Annotated in this window: 10 protein-coding genes; 9 read left to right on the top strand and 1 reads right to left on the bottom strand. The window is 56.9% G+C overall.

Going from position 1 to position 20,306, the window contains the following annotated elements:
- Positions 1–118 precede the first annotated feature (118 nt).
- The 9 genes from ABD920_RS10885 (at position 119) to ABD920_RS10845 (ending at position 19,067) form a co-directional block, all read left to right on the top strand.
- Positions 119–1,051, top strand: a complete 933-nt coding sequence (locus tag ABD920_RS10885; protein ID WP_345158949.1) for an RraA family protein — start codon at positions 119–121, stop codon at positions 1,049–1,051.
- 50 nt (positions 1,052–1,101) lie between these two features.
- Complete coding sequence (locus tag ABD920_RS10880) at positions 1,102–2,622, top strand: mandelate racemase/muconate lactonizing enzyme family protein (RefSeq protein WP_345158947.1); 1,521 nt, start codon at positions 1,102–1,104, stop codon at positions 2,620–2,622.
- A 150-nt stretch (positions 2,623–2,772) separates the two neighbouring features.
- Entirely contained in the window at positions 2,773–3,834 is a 1,062-nt protein-coding gene (locus tag ABD920_RS10875) for a bile acid:sodium symporter family protein (protein WP_345159824.1), read from the top strand.
- A 112-nt stretch (positions 3,835–3,946) separates the two neighbouring features.
- Positions 3,947–4,375 carry a nuclear transport factor 2 family protein gene (locus ABD920_RS10870; protein WP_345158946.1) on the top strand — a complete coding sequence of 143 codons (429 nt, stop codon included), beginning with the start codon at positions 3,947–3,949 and terminating at the stop codon, positions 4,373–4,375.
- A 242-nt stretch (positions 4,376–4,617) separates the two neighbouring features.
- Entirely contained in the window at positions 4,618–7,797 is a 3,180-nt protein-coding gene (locus ABD920_RS10865; protein WP_345158945.1) for a SusC/RagA family TonB-linked outer membrane protein, read from the top strand.
- Between the two features lie 42 nt (positions 7,798–7,839).
- Entirely contained in the window at positions 7,840–9,384 is a 1,545-nt protein-coding gene (locus ABD920_RS10860) for a RagB/SusD family nutrient uptake outer membrane protein (RefSeq protein WP_345158944.1), read from the top strand.
- Positions 9,385–9,697: 313 nt separating this feature from the next.
- A complete protein-coding gene (locus tag ABD920_RS10855) occupies positions 9,698–13,237 on the top strand; it encodes a VCBS repeat-containing protein (RefSeq protein ID WP_345158943.1) in 3,540 nt (1,179 codons plus the stop codon).
- A gap of 212 nt (positions 13,238–13,449) precedes the next feature.
- Positions 13,450–15,111 carry an AGE family epimerase/isomerase gene (locus ABD920_RS10850; RefSeq protein ID WP_345158941.1) on the top strand — a complete coding sequence of 554 codons (1,662 nt, stop codon included), beginning with the start codon at positions 13,450–13,452 and terminating at the stop codon, positions 15,109–15,111.
- Positions 15,112–15,677: 566 nt separating this feature from the next.
- Complete coding sequence (locus tag ABD920_RS10845) at positions 15,678–19,067, top strand: ThuA domain-containing protein (RefSeq protein WP_345158939.1); 3,390 nt, start codon at positions 15,678–15,680, stop codon at positions 19,065–19,067.
- A 212-nt stretch (positions 19,068–19,279) separates the two neighbouring features.
- Here ABD920_RS10845 and ABD920_RS10840 read toward each other — a convergent pair whose 3' ends face one another.
- Positions 19,280–20,239: a sugar phosphate isomerase/epimerase family protein gene (locus ABD920_RS10840; protein WP_345158937.1), complete on the bottom strand. Its 960-nt coding sequence runs from the start codon at positions 20,237–20,239 to the stop codon at positions 19,280–19,282.
- Between the last annotated feature and the right edge of the window lie 67 nt (positions 20,240–20,306).

Raw genomic sequence — 20,306 nt, 5'->3', positions numbered from 1 at the left:
GGCAGGTTTTCTGAAGGGATATAGCGGTTGGCCTCAGGCGCTTTTTCCCCCTTCTGAAGGATTCAATAAAGCAACTTTAAAAATCAAATACCTACGTCTCAATACCAAAATCTAAAGAATGAAATTCAAAACTTATCTAATACTGGCGCTTGGCATCAGCCTCTGCTGTGGAGGCGCGCTTTCTGCCCAGACTATTCCGAAGGACGAGCTGATCTTCCTGACCTCAGAGTGGAAAGGCGAGCGTTTTCCTGATGGCCGCCCCAAAATTCCGGATGCCCTGCTGGAGAGGGCAAAGCACATCGGCATCGATGATGCCTGGACGGTGCTGAAAAACGAAGGCTACACCAACCAGTACGCCGGCGACTGGAAAATGGTGAAGGACGACGTACCGGTGATCGGGCGCGCCGTGACGGCCATGTTTATGCCGAGCCGCCCGGACGTGGAGAAGAACATAAAGGAGCGGGGCACGACAAAGCAGGGCCGCAAGGGCAACACCAACGCCTGGCCCATCGAGGTGCTCACCAAAGGCGACGTATACGTGGCCGACGGCTTCGGGAAGATCGGCGGGGGTACGCTCATGGGCGCCACGCTGGCCAACTCCATCTACAGCAAATCGGGCAACGGCGTGGTGTTCAACGGCAGCGCGCGCGACCTGCAGGAGATACAGAACATCGAGGGGTTCAACGCCTTTGTGCGCGATTTTCACCCCTCTTTCCTGGAGGAGATGGTGTTGATGGGCCTTAACACGCCCATCCGCATCGGTAATGCCATGGTACTGCCCGGCGACCTGGTGATCGCGCAGCGGGAAGGGGTGTTGTTTGTGCCGGCGCACCTGGCCGAGCAGGTGGTGGGCACGGCTGAGTTCGTGACCCGCAAAGACAAGTTCGGGTTTGAGATGGTGAAATCGGGGCGATACACGACCGGCCAGATCGACAGCCAGTGGACGGACCCCATCAAAAAGGATTTCCTCAAGTGGCTTGACCAGCACCCGGAACTGGGCAAAATGACCCGGACGGAACTGGACCAGGTGATGAGCAAGCGGACCTGGTAAGCCAACCTGAAAGCCTGTCCGGCAGAGTACGCAATCTCTAACAAGCAACTATGAAAAGTATCCTTCAGCAAATTTCCGATAAATTCAGGTCAGAGGAAAATAAGGCTGCTCTTGCCATGCAGGCAGAAATCCGGAACCCCGCCACGGGCAACGAAAGGCGCAACTTCCTGAAGAAGACGGCCCTTGGCGGCATCGCTTTGGGCGGTTTTATGGGGATGTCGTTAGAAGACACGCTGGCTCAGGCCACCTCCAAAGTGAACCGCGCCTCCAGCCCCGCTGAACTGAAGATAACGGACCTGCGGTATGCCATCACGTTCATCAAAAATGAGCCTGTGGCGGAGGGAAGCACCTCCGGGAAATGCGCGATCATCCGCATCGACACCAACCAGGGCATATATGGCCTGGGCGAGGTGCGGGATGGGGCGGATGTACGCTACGCCCTGATGCTCAAGAGCCGTATTTTAGGCCAGAACCCCTGCAACGTGGAGCAGATTTTTAAATCCATCAAGCAGTTCGGGGGGCACGGCCGGGCCGCGGGCGGCGTTTGCGGCGTAGAAATGGCCCTTTGGGATTTGTGCGGGAAAGCCTACGGCGTCCCTACCTGGCAGCTGCTGGGCGGCAGGTACCGTGACAAGGTGCGGCTATATGCCGACACCCCGGAGTCCACGGACATATCCGAGATGAAGGAAAAGGTGCGAACCCGGCTTCAGGACCAGGGCTTCACCTGGCTGAAAATGGACTTGTCGATCCGGTCGTTGCAGGGGATGAAAGGGGCTACTGTCAACACCGGGTTCTGGGGTGCGGGCGCGGCCTCCCAGTTCAATGACCCGTCGATCACCTCCTATGCCAACACGCTGCACCCCTTCACCCAGATCCAGATCACAGAGAAAGGTTTGGAGCATATGGCAAGCGTGGTGGAGGGCGTCCGGAGCGTGATCGGCTATGAGGTGCCGCTTTCCTCCGATCATTACGGGCACTTTGATGTGAACAACTCGATCCGGCTGGGCAGAGCGGTGGAGAAATACCGGCTGGCCTGGCTGGAGGATATGGTGCCCTGGTTTTACACGGACCAGTGGGTAACGGTAACGCAGGCGCTGGAGACACCCACCATTACCGGCGAGGACATTTTCCTGAAAGAAGAGTTCAAGAAACTGGTCGACCGGCAAGCGGTGGACCTGATTCACCCGGACCTGGCTTCTTCCGGCGGCTTGCTGGAGACGAAGCGGATCGGGGACTACGCCGAGGAGGGCGGTGTGGCGATGGCGATGCACTTTGCCGGAACCCCGGTTTCCTTTATGGCCAACGTGCACTGCGCGGCGGCCACGCAGAATTTCCTGGCCCTGGAGCACCACTCCCCGGATGTGCCTTTCTGGGAGTCCCTGGTGAAAACAACGGATAGCCGCAAACTGATCGAGAAAGGCTTTGCCAATGTGCCCCATCTGGCACCAGGGTTGGGGGTTGAGCTGAACGAGGAGGTCGTGAAGCAGCACCTGCACAAATCTGACAACAGCTATTTCAGGCCAACACCGGAGTGGAACGACAGCCAGTCGCACCACAGGCTGTGGAGCTGATACAGGAGAAAGGCAGCCCAAGGGCTATTTCTCTATCGCCTGTCTATATAATTCATCCTTTACACTTAATAGCGTTTATCTGTGAAAGACTCAAAAATATATAAGATAGCCCTTGGCCTTGCCACCGTCTGCCTGGTGGTGGCGCTGGTGATGGCACTGACCGGGAACCTGTCGCAGGCGGGTCCCTTTTTCATCGCCTTCTTCGCCGGGCTCGCCATCGGTTTCCGTGGCTACGAGCGTTTCAGGGGCTTCTCCTACACGGTTATGATCTTCGCGGCCGTTACAGCCGCCCTCTACTACCCCCAGTACTTCGTGGAGGTGAACGGCTTCAAGTTCGCCGTGCTCATCACCCCGCTCATCCAGTTGATCATGTTCGGCATGGGCACCTCCATGAGCGTGCAGGACTTTGTGGGGGTGGCCAGGATGCCGAAGGGGGTAATCGTCGGGTTGCTGTGCCAGTTTACCATCATGCCCTTCCTGGGCTTCGGCATCGCCAGCGTGAGCGGCTTCCCGCCTGAGATCGCCGCCGGCATCATCCTGATCGGCTGCTCGCCGAGCGGGCTGGCCTCGAACGTGATGAACTACCTGGCCAAGGCTAATCTGGCCCTCTCCATCACCATCACCGCCCTGGCCACGCTGCTGGCGCCGCTCTTCACCCCGCTGCTGATGAGCCTGCTGGCCGGCGCCCTGGTCGAGATCAACGTGCTGGACATGATGTGGGACATCGTCAAGATGGTGATCATCCCCATCGGGGCAGGGCTGCTGTTCAACAAGCTGCTGCACGGTAAGGCTAAGTGGCTCGATGAGGCCATGCCGCTGGTGTCCATGTTCGGCATCGCCTTCATCATCGTCATCATCACCGCCGCTGGCCGTGACAGCTTGCTGGACATCGGAGGCATGCTGATCCTGCTGGTGCTGGTGCACAACCTGGCCGGCTACACCCTCGGCTACTGGGGCGGCAGGCTGTTCAGGATGGACGAGCGCGACTGCCGCACCATCGCCATCGAGGTGGGCATGCAGAACGGGGGACTGGCCTCGGCCATCGCCAAGGAAATGGGCAAGATCGCCACGGTCGGTTTGGCCCCTGCCGTGTTCGGCCCGCTCATGAACATCACCGGCTCGATCCTGGCCTCTTACTGGCACCGGAAGCCGCCGGTGGGCGACCTGGATGAGCAGCTGGACAAAGATGAGGTGGAGCTGGTAAAGCGGTAACCTGTTCCACTGGCCGGTTTCATCCTAGGATTTACCGCAGCGGTTATACCTAGAGAGTAGGCCCAGCATCACTGTAATTCATATATAAATCATTTACCTAACTATACCACCGATGAAAAAATGCCTCTTCCCCTTTCTGCTTTTCCTTTTGCTGACAGTTGTCGCCTGCGCGCAGGCGAACGACGAGAAGGGCGTGGCCGCAGCAGTCGCGAAATTTAACCAGGCCATGGTGAGCGCCGACAAGAGCCAACTGGAGCGGCTGACGGCCGCGGAGCTCAGCTACGGCCACTCGAGCGGGAATATTCAGGACAAAGCCGCGTTTGTGGAGGACGTGGTGAGCGGGCCTTTTGATTTCCTGACCATAGACGCGGCGGACGAGACGATCACGATGGCGGGCAACACGGCCGTGGTGCGGCACGTGTTCTCCTCCAAGGCCACCAACAACGGCACCCCCACCGACATCAGGATCGGGGTGATGCAGGTGTGGCAAAAGCAGCGTGGCGAATGGAAGCTGCTCGCCCGGCAGGCATATAAGCTGTAGCGCGTGCTACCGAGCACCAGAGGGAAACCTTCAGCTCCTTCGGCTTTCAGCTGTTTAAGCAAGGCTATATATAGATCAGACAAAACAAAATAAGTAAATAAATGCTTACAAAAGTTATATATAATTCGTAGCTTCAGTGCTTCCTTTAGTGAGTGACTAACCACAGCCTTTACCTGTGCTGGTTCATGCATACAACCAGACATAAGCCCTAATTTCTCTCAACACTTAACAGTATTGCCTATATGGAAAGATTTACACAGAATTGGCAGAAGGTATTGTGTGGTTTGGCTGTCGTTAGCACGCTCAGCGCGCAAGCGGAAGCCGCGCCGTCCTATTCCGGTGAACCAGCGCCTGACATGCACGCTGCTCCGGGCAGCAGTTCCGCAAACCTGTATTTCGACTGGCCGATCACGGGTAAGGTGGTGTCTTCTTCCGGAGATGCGCTTCCGGGGGTAACCGTGCTGCTGAAAGGCACTACCCGCGGGACGGCGACCGGCGCAGATGGTACGTTTAGCATTGAGGTGCCGGAACAGGCAGGCACACTGGTGTTCTCTTTCGTGGGGTCAACGAGCGTGGAGCGGGCATTCACAGGGCCGACCACGATGAACGTGACCCTGGAGGATGATACGAAGGCGTTGCAGGAAGTAGTGGTGGTGGGCTACGGCACCCAGAAGAAAGAGGCCGTTACCGGTGCCATCTCGTCTGTGTCATCCAAGGAAATTTCCGAATTGCCGGTGCCCAGTGTGGCCCAGGCAATGCAGGGGCGCGTGGCCGGTGTGACAGTTGTAAATACGGGAACGCCCGGTACAGCACCGGTGGTCCGCATCAGGGGCGTGGGCTCCGTTAACTTCAACTCCGAGCCGCTTTACGTGGTGGACGGCGTGCCGACAGGCGGCCTCACCGGCATCGACACGAAAGACATCGCCTCGGTGGACGTGCTGAAAGACGCGGCGGCTACGGCCGTTTACGGTTCCAGGGCGGCAAACGGGGTGGTGATCGTCACGACCAAATCCGGGGGACGGGACGGCAGGATTCGGGTGACACTCGATTCAAACATCGGCACCCAGCACGCCACCAAACGGCTGGACCTGCTGAACACGGAGCAATACGTGCAGTATGCCACTACGCTCATCAAAAACTCTGACCCGGACGCAAACCTGCCTTCCAGGCTGAGCCCGGAGGAATTTAACCAGCCTATATATCCCGGCGCTTCCCAGACATACGCGCAAACCAACACCGACTGGCAGGACGAGCTTTTTACCTCCGGCATCATCACACAAAACAATATCACGCTATCCGGGGGTAACGAAAAATCGCAGTTTTTCACCAATGCCGGTTACTTCAAGGAGGACGGTATCATGGAGGGCGTTGGTTTCGAGCGTTACAGCTTCCGGATCAACTCCAACCACTCTTTAGGGAAGGTGTTCACGGTCGGGCAGAACCTGATGGGTTCCTACAGCGACCAGCGGTATGACGCTGCCGGGAACAGGAGCAAACTGGTGAATGCCATCCGCTCGCAGCCTTATATACCCGTATATGACCCGACCAAGTTAGGCGGGTTCAGGGAGGCGGATGCCTTGGACAGTTCCGACCCGACCAACCCGATCAGGGAGGCGGTGATGGATGAGTATTTCAACCGGGACGTGAAAATACTGGGCAATCTTTTCGTGGAGGCCAAAATCACCGACTGGCTGCGTTTCAGGTCTACGGGGGGGCTGGATTACTACAACAACCTGAATGATATCTACCTGCCGATATATAACACGGGCGGCCTGGTCTCGCGGCCAAACGCCACCATCCAGAACAACAGGACCTCAGGCCGTTCGCTGCTCATAACGAACCAGTTGACTTTCGACGACACCTACGGCGACCATTACGTGAATGCGATCGCGGTACAGGAGCGGCAGGGGTTCAAGAACGTAACGGAGAACATGTCTGGCAGCCAGCCGAATAACATTGTGCAGACGCTGACAAATGCCGCCAACCTTGCGGTGAGCGGCGGGTATGAGGAGAGCCTGATCATCTCTTACCTGGGCCGCATCAACTACGAGTTCAAAAGCAAGTACCTGCTGAGCGCCTCCATGCGCTATGATGGTTCTTCAAAGTTTGCCCCCGGCAACAAATGGGGTTCTTTCCCCGGGGCTTCCGTTGGCTGGCGTATCTCAGAAGAAGAGTTCATGAAAGGCGTCGCGGCGGTGTCTGAACTGAAACTGAGGGCAAGTTACGGCAAGGTGGGCTTCAATGGCCTGGGCAACTATCCCTGGATGGTGCTGGCACAGGTAAACGCCAACGCGTATCCTTTCACAACGGACGGCAACCCGGTACTGGGATCGTACTACTCGGGGATAGCAAACCGGGAACTGAAATGGGAAATCACCAGCATGATAAACGGTGGTGTCGACGTTGGCCTCTTCAACAACAAACTGACGTTCTCTATCGAGTATTTCAGAAGGAAGACGGACGACAAGTACGGCCTGATCCTGAGCGTGCCGACGCCTAACTCCTACGGTTTTGGCGGTGCCGGGGTATTCGCCAACGTGGGCACCATGGAAAACAAGGGCTTTGAGTTTCAGGCGGGGTATAACGAGAGCGAGAAACCCTTTAAATGGAGCCTGAATGCCAACCTGAGCAGGATCAGGAACGAGGTAGTGGAACTGACGGCTGCCAGTGCCGTGATCGATGCCGCCGGAAACCAGGATTTCGGTTCTAACCAGATCACCCGTACGCAGGCGGGCGAGCCGATCCAGTCGTTCTATGGCTGGCAGGTTGACGGCATTTTCCAGAGCGATGATGAAGTGGCGAACGCGCCTACCCAGGAAAACGGCACCAGTGCCGGGGATATCCGTTTCAAGGACCTGGATAACAACGGCGTGATCAATGACGCGGACAGAACGTTTATCGGCAGCTACCTGCCTAATTTCAGCTACGGCCTGAACGCAACCGCCGGCTACAGAAACTTTGACCTGACGCTGTTCTTCCAGGGCGTGCAGGGCAACGAGATATATAACGCGAGCCGGGTCATCATCGAGGGCGGGCAGCGCCTGTTCAATGCGGGTACGCAGGTGCTGGATGCCTGGACGCCCACCAACACCGACACGGACATCCCGAGAATGGTGGCCGGCGACCCGAACCGCAACAACCGCGTGTCTGACAGGTTTATCGAGGATGGCTCTTACTTAAGGCTGAAGAACCTTGTGATCGGCTACACCATACCTGCAGAGGCACTCAGTTCTTTCGCGGGCGGCAAGCTGGGCAGTTTAAGGGTTTACTTTACTTCTCAGAACCTGTTCACGATCAGTGACTACACCGGGCTGGATCCTGAAGTTGGGACCTTACAGGGAGGGCTGCTATCCAATGGCGTTGACTTTGGGCAGTATCCTACCCCGCGCACCCTGATGGGGGGCATCCAAATCACCCTGTAATTTCTTGTTTGAATAGTAAACCCAACTTAACCCGACCTGAAAATGAGAAAATTATATATAGCCGCATGCTTGTCAGGGGCTTTTTTCCTGACAAACTGCCACGATGAGTTAGACAAGGTAAACCCCAACTATATAACCACAGAAATTTATTTCAAGGACGCGGAGGACCTGGAGAAAGGCGTGACCGGCATTTACGCCGTCGCGCACTCCAACCTGTTGGTGGCAAGGGAGTGGTTTTTCACGCACGCCCTGCGCAGCCCCGACTATGCCACGGGCGGGGCGCAGCTGGAGGCCCCCAGGGCGCAAATCCTCAACGGCGGCACTTCCCCGGACAACTCCGTGGTGGGCGCTATCTGGACAGGCTTTTACACCATGATTCACAGGGCCAACACCGTTATCGTGAACGGCCCGGAGGCCACCGGCGATGCGGAGAAAATCAGGCTGATGGTGGCGGAGGCTAAGTTTCTGAGAGCCTGGGCTTATTACGAGCTGGTGAATTTCTTCGGCCCTGTGCCTATCTACACCGAGCCGGTGGACGCTGTGGCTGACTTCCAGCCCCGTGCGCCGGTCGCCGATGTGTACGCCCTGATCATGGCCGACCTGCAGGCGGCGCAGGCGGAACTGCCCGCCACCCGCTCGGCGGGAGACCTCGGCCGGGCAACCTCCGGGGCGGCCACTTTCCTGCTGGGCAAGTCCTATATGCAGCAGGGAGACTATGCAACGGCAAAAACAGAACTGGAGAAGCTGCTTGGGAAATACGCGCTTACTGACAATTACCTGGATAACTTTAGGGAGGAGACAGAATATAACGTGGAGTCTATATGGGAGATCGGGTTCCAGGGCAGGAGCGACAACGGGTACAACTGGGGCAGTGGGGACGGTCCTACGCAACCGCAGTCTTCGGTGCGCAACCAGGAGATTAACCCTATCTCATGGCGTAACCTGATCCCGTCGAACGACCTCCTGAACGAATTCGAGACGCCGGAGAACGGGGCTGCGAAAAGAGACCCCCGCTTAGACTACACGGTCTATTTCCCGGGTGATGAATTCAACAACGGCGCCAATAAATTAACAGAGGATATGCAGGGCGGTGCCGGCTCCTCGATCCTCAACGGCCAGCCCATCAAGGTGAGCTGGCAAAAATACACGAACCTTTACAAATCGGATTCGGGTTTTCAGCCTGCGGGCATCAACACCCGGATTTTCCGCTATGCAGAGGTGCTGCTGCTGCTGGCTGAGTGCGAAAACCACCTCGGGAACCAGGAGAAAGCAGTCGAGTACCTGAACATGATCCGTGACCGCGCGGATGTGATGATGCCGCATTACCCGACTGCCCAATTCCCGGTGGCCACGCAGGAGCAGGTCTTTGCCGCCATCATGCACGAGAACCAGGTTGAGCGGGGAGGGGAAGAGGGCCGTGACTTTGATGTGCTGCGCTGGATAAAAGAGGGTAAAACCGCGCCTCCTTTCACCACCTACACCTTTAAACCTGAAAAGGACTTTGTGTTGCCGATTCCGCAGGATGAGATAAGCAGAAACCCGGAATTGGGTGCAGGCGGTATCGAGCGTCAAAATCCGAATTATTAAATACAACTCACTAAAAGGCCCCGGCGCATATAGCCGGGGACCTTTTTAAGTGGTTTTAGCCGTTGCTCCGGCGGGTTGCAGTAAGTGCAAGCTGACACCGGGTATGGTGATCCATATATCCACCAAAGTAAACGGCCTGCACCGGATAGGCCGTTGCCAGATCCTGCCTGCATACATCCCGTAACCTGAAACAGGAGGAGAAGAGAGGCGTTCTTTCCCCTGGGGAGGGGTTCTGGAAGGGTTGGAGGGCAGGCGCTGAAGGCAAGCAGCATCTGTGCGGTGCAACGTTTTTTATGGTTGAGCTTTTTCGCTGATGGCATTCAAAAATTTCCTGTTTACAAGCCTACTCCTTTTCCTGTTTAACAGCTGCGACATGTTTCGGCAGGAGGAGCCCTTGTTCACCTTGCTGGAGCCAGAAGCCACGGGTATAACCTTTGCCAACACCATCACTGAGTCGGACACTTTTAATGTGCTGACCTATGGTTATATATACAATGGCGGCGGCGTGGCGGTAGGGGACGTGAACAACGACGGCCTTCCGGATATCTACTTTTCCGGCAACATGGTCTCGAGCAGGCTGTATCTGAACAAGGGGGATTTTCAGTTTGAAGATATAACGGTGCAATCCGGGGCCGCCACCAGGTATTGGGCGAACGGTGTCACGATGGTGGATGTAAACCAGGACGGGCTGTTAGATATATATGTTTGCACGGTCAGCCCCCTCGCGAGCCAGCCGCAGCGCCCTAACCTGTTGTTCATCAACCAAGGCAAGGGCAAGGACGGAACACCTGTTTTCAGGGAGGAGGCGGAGGCCTATGGCTTAGCCAGTGTCGGGAACAGCACGCAGGCGGCTTTCTTTGACTATGACAAGGACGGCGATCTGGACGTGTACCTCCTCCGGAATGCGGCCGACAAAAACCTAAACCCCAACATCAGCCGCCCGAAAATAACAAACGGAAGCTCCCCCAGCACGGATAAACTGTTCAGGAACAACGGCAAGGGCCGGTTCACCGATGTGTCGGGGGAAGCCGACATTCTGCAGGAGGGCCGGGGTTTGGGCGTGGCCATCAGCGACGTGAACCAGGACGGCTGGCCGGATGTATATGCCTCCAACGACTTTTTGAGCAACGACCTGCTCTGGATAAACAACCAGGACGGCACCTTTACGAACAAGGTGGCCACTTACCTGCGGCACCAGAGCTACAACGGCATGGGCACCGACATCGCCGATTACAACAACGACGGCCTGCCGGATATCATACAAGTGGATATGTTGCCGGAAGACAACAAAAGGCAGAAGACCACCATGGAGGCGGGCAACTACGACCGCTTTATGCTGAACAGGCGCCTTGGCTACGAAGACCAGTACGTGCGCAACACCCTGCAGCTGAACAACGGCAACGGCACTTTCAGCGAAATCGGGCAGCTGGCGGGCGTATATGCCACAGACTGGAGCTGGAGCGCCCTCTTCGCAGATTATGATAACGACGGTTGGCGCGACCTTTTCATCACGAACGGGTATTTAAAGGACATGATCGACCTGGATTATATCCGCTATAACTCGGAGGAATCCATGTTTGGCACGGATGAGGCGATTGAGGCGAAACTTCAGAGTGAATTCGAGAAGCTGAAGCCCATTGTGGTGCCCAGCTATATATACCGGAACGAGAAGGACCTGACCTTCACAAACCGATCCGCTGCCTGGGGGCTGGATGAGCCATCCACTTCCAACGGGGCGGTTTACGCGGACCTGGACAATGACGGGGACCTCGACCTGGTCGTCAACAACATCAACAGCGAGGCCTTCGTCTACCGCAACAACGCCGAGAAACTGACCGGGGGCAACAGCTACCTGAAAGTCAGGCTGCGGGGGCAGGCGCCGAACCTGGGCGGGATCGGGGCCAAAGTCCGGCTGCGGCATCGGGGCGGGCAGCAGGTATATGAGCATCACCTTTCGCGGGGCTTCCAATCGTCGGTGGACCAGGCGGTACACTTCGGGCTGGGGCAGGCAGCCACCGTTGACTCAATAGAGATCACCTGGCCCGACGGCAGGTACCAACTGCTGACCAACGTGAAGGGCAAGCAGGTGCTGGAGGTGGACCACAAAAATGCCATCCATGGGAACCCTGCTGCAATGCCCGCCCCGGAACCTCTTTTCCGGGCCGCCGCAGGTGCCTATCACATTGCCTACAAGCACGAAGAAGAGGATTATGTCGACTTTAAAAACCAGCCGCTGCTGCCGCACAAGCTCACCCAGAACGGCCCGGGCATATGCGTAGGCGATATAAACGGCGACGGGCTGGATGATTTCTTCGTGGGCGGCTCTGCCCGGCGCACCGGCACCGTCTTCCTGCAGGACGGCCAGGGCGGGTTTAGCGCCAGACCGCTTGGCAGCGAAACTAACACAGCGGACGACGCCGGCGCGGTGTTCTTCGACGCCGACGCCGACGGCGACCTGGACCTGTACGTGGCAGCGGGCGGGAACGAGGAGGCGGCGGGCTCTGAAAGTTACCGGCACCGGCTCTACAAAAACGACGGCAGCGGAAACTTCCGGCCTGACCCGCGCGCCATTCCCCGGCTAGTGTCCGGCGGCTCCTGCGTGGTGGCGGCCGATTTCGACGCTGACGGCGACCTGGACCTGTTCGTGGGAGGGCGCAACAGCCCCCGGCAGTACCCGCTGCCCGGGCAGAGCAGCATCCTGCTGAACAAGAACGGCGTCTTCACCGACGCCACGGAAGCAGTGAGTAAGGAACTCCGGAAAATTGGTATGGTGACCTCGGCCCTGTGGACGGACTTTGACCTTGACGGGCAGGTGGACCTGGTGGTGGCGGGAGAGTGGATGCCGGTCAGCTTCTTCAAAAACGACAATGGAAAGCTTGCTAATGTAACTGCAACCGTAGGACTGGAGCATACGAACGGCTGGTGGAACAGCATCGCCTCCGGCGATTTCGACAATGACGGCGACACTGACTATATCGCAGGCAACCTGGGCCTGAACACGCGCTTCAAGGCCTCCAAAAAAGAGCCGGTGTGTATATACGCCAAGGACTTCGACGGCAACGGCGTGATTGATCCTGTAATCGGCCGCTACATCGGCGGGGAGAGTTACCCGGTCGCCACCCGCGACGCGCTCACCGACCAGATCGTTTCCATGCGCAGGCGATTCACCAGCTACGCCGCTTATGCAGAAGTGAAGCTGGACGAGCTATTCAGTAAGGAGGAACTGGAGGGGGCGTTCATCGGCAAAAGCTACCTATTTAGCAGCAGCTATATAGAGAACCTGGGGAATGGAAAGTTCGCCATGAAGGCCCTGCCGGCGCGGGCGCAGTTCTCCCCGGTTTTCGGGATGTCAGTGGCAGACGTAAACGGGGATCGTAACCTGGACGTGGTGCTGGTTGGAAACTCCGACGCCTCAGAAACCGGCATGGGCCACTACGACGCCTCTTACGGCACGGTACTGCTGGGCAATGGAAAAGGCGGCTTTGTGACTTCCATGTCAACTGGGTTCGTGGCGGGCGGAGACACCAAGTCCCTGGCCCGCCTCATCACGGCAGAGGGAAGCCCCCTGCTGCTGGTGGGTGTGAACGGCGATAGTATGAAGGTTTTTGAGGAGGCGAATGCCGGTGCCCGTCAGGTAGTGAAGCTGCGGGCTTCGGATGCTTTTGCGGACCTCCGTTACAAGAGTGGCAAAAAGAGGCGGGAGGAGTTCAGTTATGGTTCCGGCTACCTGTCTCAGTCCTCGCGCACGCTCCTGCTGGAGAGCGATAAGCTGGAGGAGGTAATTATCACAAGCTACCGGGGCGAGCGGAGAAAGGTGGAGTTGCAACAGGACCTGATTGTGACCAAGCGCTAAATGGAAGAAATCAACGCTGCCATTTTATATGGGATTGATGTGCTAACAGAACCGGTGCCGGATAATCGCGCTATGTCTGGGTTATACAGAAGTTTAAACACGCGTGTGGCTATATATAGCAGCGCCTTAACAGGACAGATGACGGGAGCCCTCGTTCACCCCCATATATAAACAGATCAAACAGTTATATATCACCACACCTGGTAAATCCTATGAGATTAAAACGTAATACGCTGCTACTGCTCCTGGCAACTGCTGTTTTGCCCATCAGCGCGTTCCAGCCGCAGCCCGCCCCGGCATATACCACCGGCACGCCTGCGCAGACGGATACAAGGGCGAGGCTTGCCGCCGAAATAGAGAACTCCATCAAAACAGAGATGCTGAATAAATGGTATCCGCAGGCCGTAGACAAGCAACACGGCGGGTTCACGAGCACCTATACCCACGACTGGAAACCCACAGGCCCGCAGGATAAAATGATCGTGACGCAGGCCCGCCATATATGGTCGAACGCGAAGGCGGCACAGCTGTACCCGGAGGAATCGCATTACCTGAGCAGTGCCAAACACGGGGTGGCCTTTCTGAGAGACAAGATGTGGGACAAAGAGAACGGTGGCTTTTACACGTTGGTTGACCGGCAGGGGAAGGTGAAGGAGGAGGCGAACAACAGCGGCTATGCGGGGGCAGCCAAATCGGCCTACGGAAACGCCTTTGCCATATATGGCCTGGCCGCCTACTACCAGGCCTCCGGCGACACAAGCGCCCTGAACCTTGCCAAGAAGACATTCAGGTGGCTGGAGGAGCACAGCCACGACCCGGTGCACAAAGGCTATTACCAGGCGCTGGAGAAAGACGGCACCCCGATGCAGCGCACAAGCCAGACGCCTCCCGGGTCGTCCGTCGGCTACAAAGACCAGAACAGCTCCATCCATATACTCGAGGCGTTGGCAGAGTTGTACCAGGTGTGGCCCGACCCGCTGGTGCGGGAGCGGCTGGAGGAGATGCTGGTCCTGATCCGCGACACGATCGTAACCGACAAAGGCTACCTGACCCTGTTCCTGACACCGGAGTGGGAGCCAGTCACTTTCAGGGATTCCTCGGAAGAGGTGATCAGGAAGAACCACCACCTCGACGAAGTCTCCTTTGGACACGATATTGAAACGGCCTACCTGATGCTGGAGGCCTCGCATGTGCTGGGGCTGGAGCACGACAGCAAAACGATGCAGGTGGCGAAGAAAATGGCCGACCACACCATCCGAACCGGCTTCGACAAGGCCGTTGGCGGCTTCTATGACGGCGGGTACTATTTTAAGGGCAAGGACGGGATCACCATCCTCCGGGACACCAAGAACTGGTGGGCGCAGGCGGAAGGGCTGAACACGCTCTTGCTCATGGCAGACCACTTCCCGGAGGATGAGTTGCGCTATTTCGACCTGTTCCGGAAGCAGTGGGAGTATATAGACAAGTACATCATTGACCACGAGCACGGCGACTGGTACCCGGGCGGCATCGACAAAGAGCCGAAGCAGAAAACGGCCCTCAAGGCGCAGATATGGAAAGCCTCTTACCACCAGTTCCGTGCGCTCGCCAACGTGGTGCAACGGCTCAGGCCAGACGCCGCCGCGCCCTCTACGCCGAAGAACCTGAAGGTGAAAGCCGACAGGAACAACCTGGTGATGCAATGGGGCAAGTCGACGGACAACAGGAACCTGCTCGGTTACAACCTGTACCTCGACGGCAAGAAGGTCGGCTTTACCCCGCTTACGAGCTTTTCGATGCCGGCCGCCGCCAGGCTTAAAGGTAAAAAGCTCACCGTCCGGGCCGTGGACCTGCACGGAAACCTGTCGCCATCCAGCAGCGCGCAGGCCATCTGACCCCGCGGGAAAACCCAGTGCTTTGTTGTTTTTGCCATCCCGGTCGCCTCCTACGAGGCGCTTCGCGGAGATGGTGTGTCGCTTCTTCTATAGGAAAGTATATATTGATCTCAGCTGGTTCCTGCGCATGGCATTTTACTTGTCTGCAGATTTCCCTCCCGGGAGGGGAAGGGGTGGGCTCTGTAGCACAATTCCAGGCGCGGTATTGGGTTGATAATGGTATTATTGCCAAACCTATATACTTCCTTTTATAACTACAGGAAAAATGCCGTTCCCTTTCATTTTATTGAAAAGGATAATGCCATATATGGAAGAAGGTTTAAACTACTTGATCTTACGACCAAAAACAGGGTATTGCACAACAGCCGCCCCCCGGAGTATGCATGTGACGAATGCCCCGCCGCTGCGGACAACTTCATGCCGTTTGGTTTGTATCTGGCAGCGCAGTAAAAGGTGATCCGGCATTTATTCGTGCTGAAGTTGAAACACCAAACAGCAGGTGCTCTGTTTGCCTAAGCGGCCTAAAGCTTGTAAATTAGGGGCAGTAATTTCAATAAGCTCTACACATGACATTAAAGAAACACCCTCGAGAAATGTTCAGGTATCTCCTGTACTGTACCCTGCTCACAGTGCTGTGGAGCTGCGCCGGAGAGAAGGAGAATCGCATCCTGATCTTCTCCAAAAGCAACACGGGGCAGCAGGTGGCGGAGGAAGGGATGAAGGCCCTGGCTGCCTACGCTTCAAAAAATAACATAACCGCAGACACAACCACTAACCCCGCTTATTTTGCGGAGGACTCGCTGAAGCACTATGGCGCTGTCGTGTTCCTGCACACCTCGCAGGATGTGCTGAATACCCGGCAGCAGAACGAAATAGAGCGCTTCGTGCAGGCGGGCGGCGGCCTGGTGGGCGTGCATGCCCCGGGCAGTTCGCAGTACCAGTGGCCCTGGTACAACACCATGCTGGGCGCAACCTATATACACCAGCCGGACAGCCTGCTCACGGAAACGGATGTAACGATGCAGGTGGTGGGAGAGGAGAAAGAGCTGACTGAAGGGCTGCAGAAAAGCTGGAAGCAGCAGGACGCGCTTTACAGGATGGAGTCTTTGACGCCAGATGCCCACGTACTGGTGGAGGCGCAGCAGAAAGTGCCCGTTTCCTGGTACCGGGAATATGACGGTGGGCGCATTTTCTACACGGCTGCGGGCGGCACGGCCGGGAGTTACAATAACGAGAACTTCCTGCAGCATATCCTTGGCGGCATAAAATATGCGCTTCAGGGGCATGCGCTCGACTATGACAAAGCCTATACCGCGCAGGTGCCGGAAGACAACCGTTTCCTGCAGGTGGTGCTGGATACGTATTTGCATGAGCCCATCGAGATGGAGATCCTGAACGATGGCCGGGTGCTGTTCATTGAGCGCCTCGGCAGCGTGAAGCTATATGACCCTGAAGAGAAAGCGACGAAGGTGCTGGCCAAACTGGAGGTGAATACCGAAGGAAACTACGAAGACGGTTTGCTTGGCCTGGAGCTTGACCCGGACTTTGACCGCAACAACTATATATACCTTTATTACTCGCCCGTAGGGGATAAGCCGGTGCAGAACCTCTCGCGCTTCAAACTGCTGGGCGGCGACAGCCTGATCATGCGCTCAGAGAAGGTGGTGATGCAGGTGCCGGTGCAGCGCGAAACCTGCTGCCACTCTGCCGGGAACGTCTATTTCGGGCCGGACGGCTTGCTGTACCTGACCACCGGTGACAATACCAGTTCCAAAGAGTCAGACGGGTTCACGCCGATAGACGAGCGTCCGGGCCGCGGGCCCTTCGATGCGCAGAAATCCTCGGGCAACACACATGACCTGCGCGGCAAGATCCTGCGCATTAAACTAAAGCCGGACGGTACGTACGCTATCCCGGACGGGAACCTGTTTCCAAAGGACGGTTCGCAGGGCAGGCCGGAGATCTATATCATGGGTGCCCGTAACCCGTACCGCATGACCGTGGACAAACGCGGCTACGTGTATTGGGGAGACGTGGGCCCGGATGGCGGCATTGCCAACGAGCGCGGGCCGCTGAGCCAGGACGAGTGGAACCAGGCCCGCGGTCCGGGCAACTACGGCTGGCCGTATTTTGTGGGGGACAACAAGGCCTATGCGGACTTTAACTTTGCCACCAATGAGGTGGGGCCGAAGTTCAACCCGGCCCGGCCTTTAAACGAGTCTCCGAACAACTACGGCTCCAGAGTGTTGCCTGCTGCCCGCAAAGCCATGATCTGGTATCCTTACGGCGAGTCAGCGGAGTTCCCGATGCTGGGCACCGGCTCCCGGTCAGCCATGGCGGGGCCGTTCTTTTACGTCAACGACTACCAAAAGTCGCGGTACCGTTTCCCGAAGTACTACGACAACAAGATGTTCATCTTTGAGTGGGCGCGCGACTGGATGAAGGTGCTGACATTTGACGAGGACGGAAACCTGCAGAAGATCGAGCCATTCCTGGAGAGTCAGGAATTTGCGCATCCCATTGATGTGAAGTTCGGGCGTGACGGGGCTATGTATGTGCTGCAGTACGGCGCGAACTACTTTGCCCGCAACCCTGACGCCACGCTCGTGCGCATTGAATACGCAGAGGGCAACCGGCAGCCGATTGCCCAGATCGAAGCGGAGAAAACGGTTGGCGCCGCCCCGTTCAAAGCAAAACTTTCGGCGGAGCAATCCTATGACTATGACAAAGAAGACGAGCTGACTTTTGCCTGGGAGTCAGGGGCAGGAGAGGAGTCTTCGGAGGCTGCGCCTGTTTTCACTTACAGCAAGCCGGGCGTTTACAGGCCCAAGCTTACAGTGACTGACAAAGAAGGAGACAAAGCAACCGCTGAAGTGGAGATCAGGGTGGGCAACGAGATTCCGGAAGTGAAGGTGGCGATTGCCGGCAACAGAAGCTTTTACTTCGATAACAGGGCTGTAACTTACAAAGTGAGTGTTTCCGATAAGGAAGACGGGCAGTTGAACAAGGGCATTGCCGCCAACCAGGTGAATTTCGCGGTTGATTACCTTTCCGAAGGAAAAGACCTTGCCCTGTTGAGCTCTAACAGCCAGAACGCCGAGGCCGGATCGATGAAGTATTTGCGGGGCAAAACCCTGATCGCGGAAAGCGACTGTAAATCCTGCCATGCCGTGGCTGACAAATCCATCGGGCCGAGCTACAAAGAAGTGGCGGTGCGGTACAAAGGAAATAACGCGGCCTTGCCGATGCTGGCCAGGAAAATCATTTCCGGTGGAAGCGGCAACTGGGGCAAAAACGTGATGGCCGCGCACCCGCAGCATACCGAGGAGGAAACAACCGAGATGGTGAAATATATCCTGTCGCTTGCCGACGGAGAGCAGGCAAGCCTCCCGCTGGCAGGCACGTATGCCCTGAAGGAGCATATGGGCGCAGGCGAGTCCGGGACCTACGTGATCACCGCTAGCTATACCGACAAAGGCAGTAAAGTGACCGGGCCGCTGACGGGGCGTGAGGTGGTACTGCTGCGCCATCCGAGGGTGCAGGCAGAGGATTTTGATTCATTCCGGAATGTAGGGAGGCAGCAACCGCACGGCGACGGCCCTTCGGTGGTGAGCGATATCAAAGACGGGTCCTACATAAGTTTCCGCGGGATAGACTTAACGGGTATTCAGCAGCTCACTTTTAACCTGGCCTCCGGCACAGACGCCGGAACAATCGAGGTGCGGGCCGGGTCCCCGACAGGGAAGCTGGTGAGCACTGCCACCGTGCATGCTTCTGCCGATAACAGTGGCTGGAGTAAGCTGCGCACGGTGTCGGCGCCGGTGCAGTCGAATCCGGGCGGCACGCAAGAGCTGTTCTTTGTATTCCGCAGCAAGGACGCCAAAGACAAACGCTTCATGGTGCTGGACTGGATATACTTTGATGCCGGTACCGGCGATGGTATGACTGTTAATTAAGCCGTTTCTAATCCAGCTACCAAAAAGGCTCCCTGTTTTTGCAGGGAGCCTTTTTGGTATAGAGGTGTAGCTGTGTTCTTGTGTTAAAAAACCGCCACTCCAGAAAGGGACTGGCATTAAGATTCAGCGGTTGCCATATAGAAAGCAGGCCGAATTATAACGGGCTATCTCTATATATAAACTGTTGAAAACATCAGCCTCATCCTTTCAGCCTACCCCAATATTTTGGTCAGGTTCTGGTAGCTGGTGGCGATGCTGTCCATCGGGTTGCCTGGCGTCTGGTCCTGCTCCACAAAGTAGTACTTCATGCCGGCGAGTTCCGCTTTGTCGAAGATGCGCTTGAAATCGATAGAGCCGTTGCCTACCTCGGTGAAGAACTTCTTCTCGGTGGTGTCCATATCCTTCACGTGCCACATCGGGAACCTGCCGGGGTATTTCTCAAACAGGGCAACCGGGTCGTTCCCCGATTTGGTGGCCCAGTACAGGTCCAGCTCCATCTGAACCAGGTCCTTGTCCGTCTGCGCCAGGATCAGGTCATATGGCCGCTGCCCTTCCAGTGTCTCGAACTCAAAATCGTGGTTGTGGTAGGCAAATCCCAGGCCCGCCTTTTTGCACGCTTCGCCGGCCTTGTTAAAGAGCTCGATGGCACGCCTGTATTGGTCGAGGGTTTTGTGTTCGCTCGGGAACATATAGGCGCAGGTCAGGAAGGCCTGCCCGGATTCCGCGGCCATGTCCACGAGCTGCTGCATCCCGTTTGTCAGCGTCAGGAACTCAGGCGGCAGGGGCGCCTCCTCGGGCAGCTGCGTTCCCAGCAGCACGTGGCTGCTGCGGAGCTTCATGCCCATTCCCTCCACCAGCGAGGCGAATTCTTGGGGCTTCATGCCGTAGTAGTGGCCTTTCATGCCGGCGGCGGACTCCAGGTCTTTGTAGCCGATGTCGGCTATTTTCTGCAGCGTGCCTTTCAGGTCCTGGTCCAGCTGCTCCCGCACGGTGTACAGTTGCAGGCCAACGGCCAGGTCTGTGGCAGGTGAGGCAGCCGACGGGCCGGCCGCGCTTTCAGCCGCTTCCGTGGTTTCAGCCTTTGAGGTGGTGCCATCGGCGCAGGCGGGGAGCAGGAGGCTGCCTAAGGCCAGCGCGCCTGTAGTTTTAAAGAATTTCCTTCTGTTCAGCATTCGGTTGTGTTCAAATAAGTTAATGGATATGAAATGATATTTTTAAGCTTTTGGGGCGCTCATTGGA

It is taken from the genome of Pontibacter saemangeumensis, assembly GCF_039541895.1.
GTDB lineage: Bacteria > Bacteroidota > Bacteroidia > Cytophagales > Hymenobacteraceae > Pontibacter > Pontibacter saemangeumensis.
This window is presented reverse-complemented; position numbering and strand designations above follow the sequence as displayed.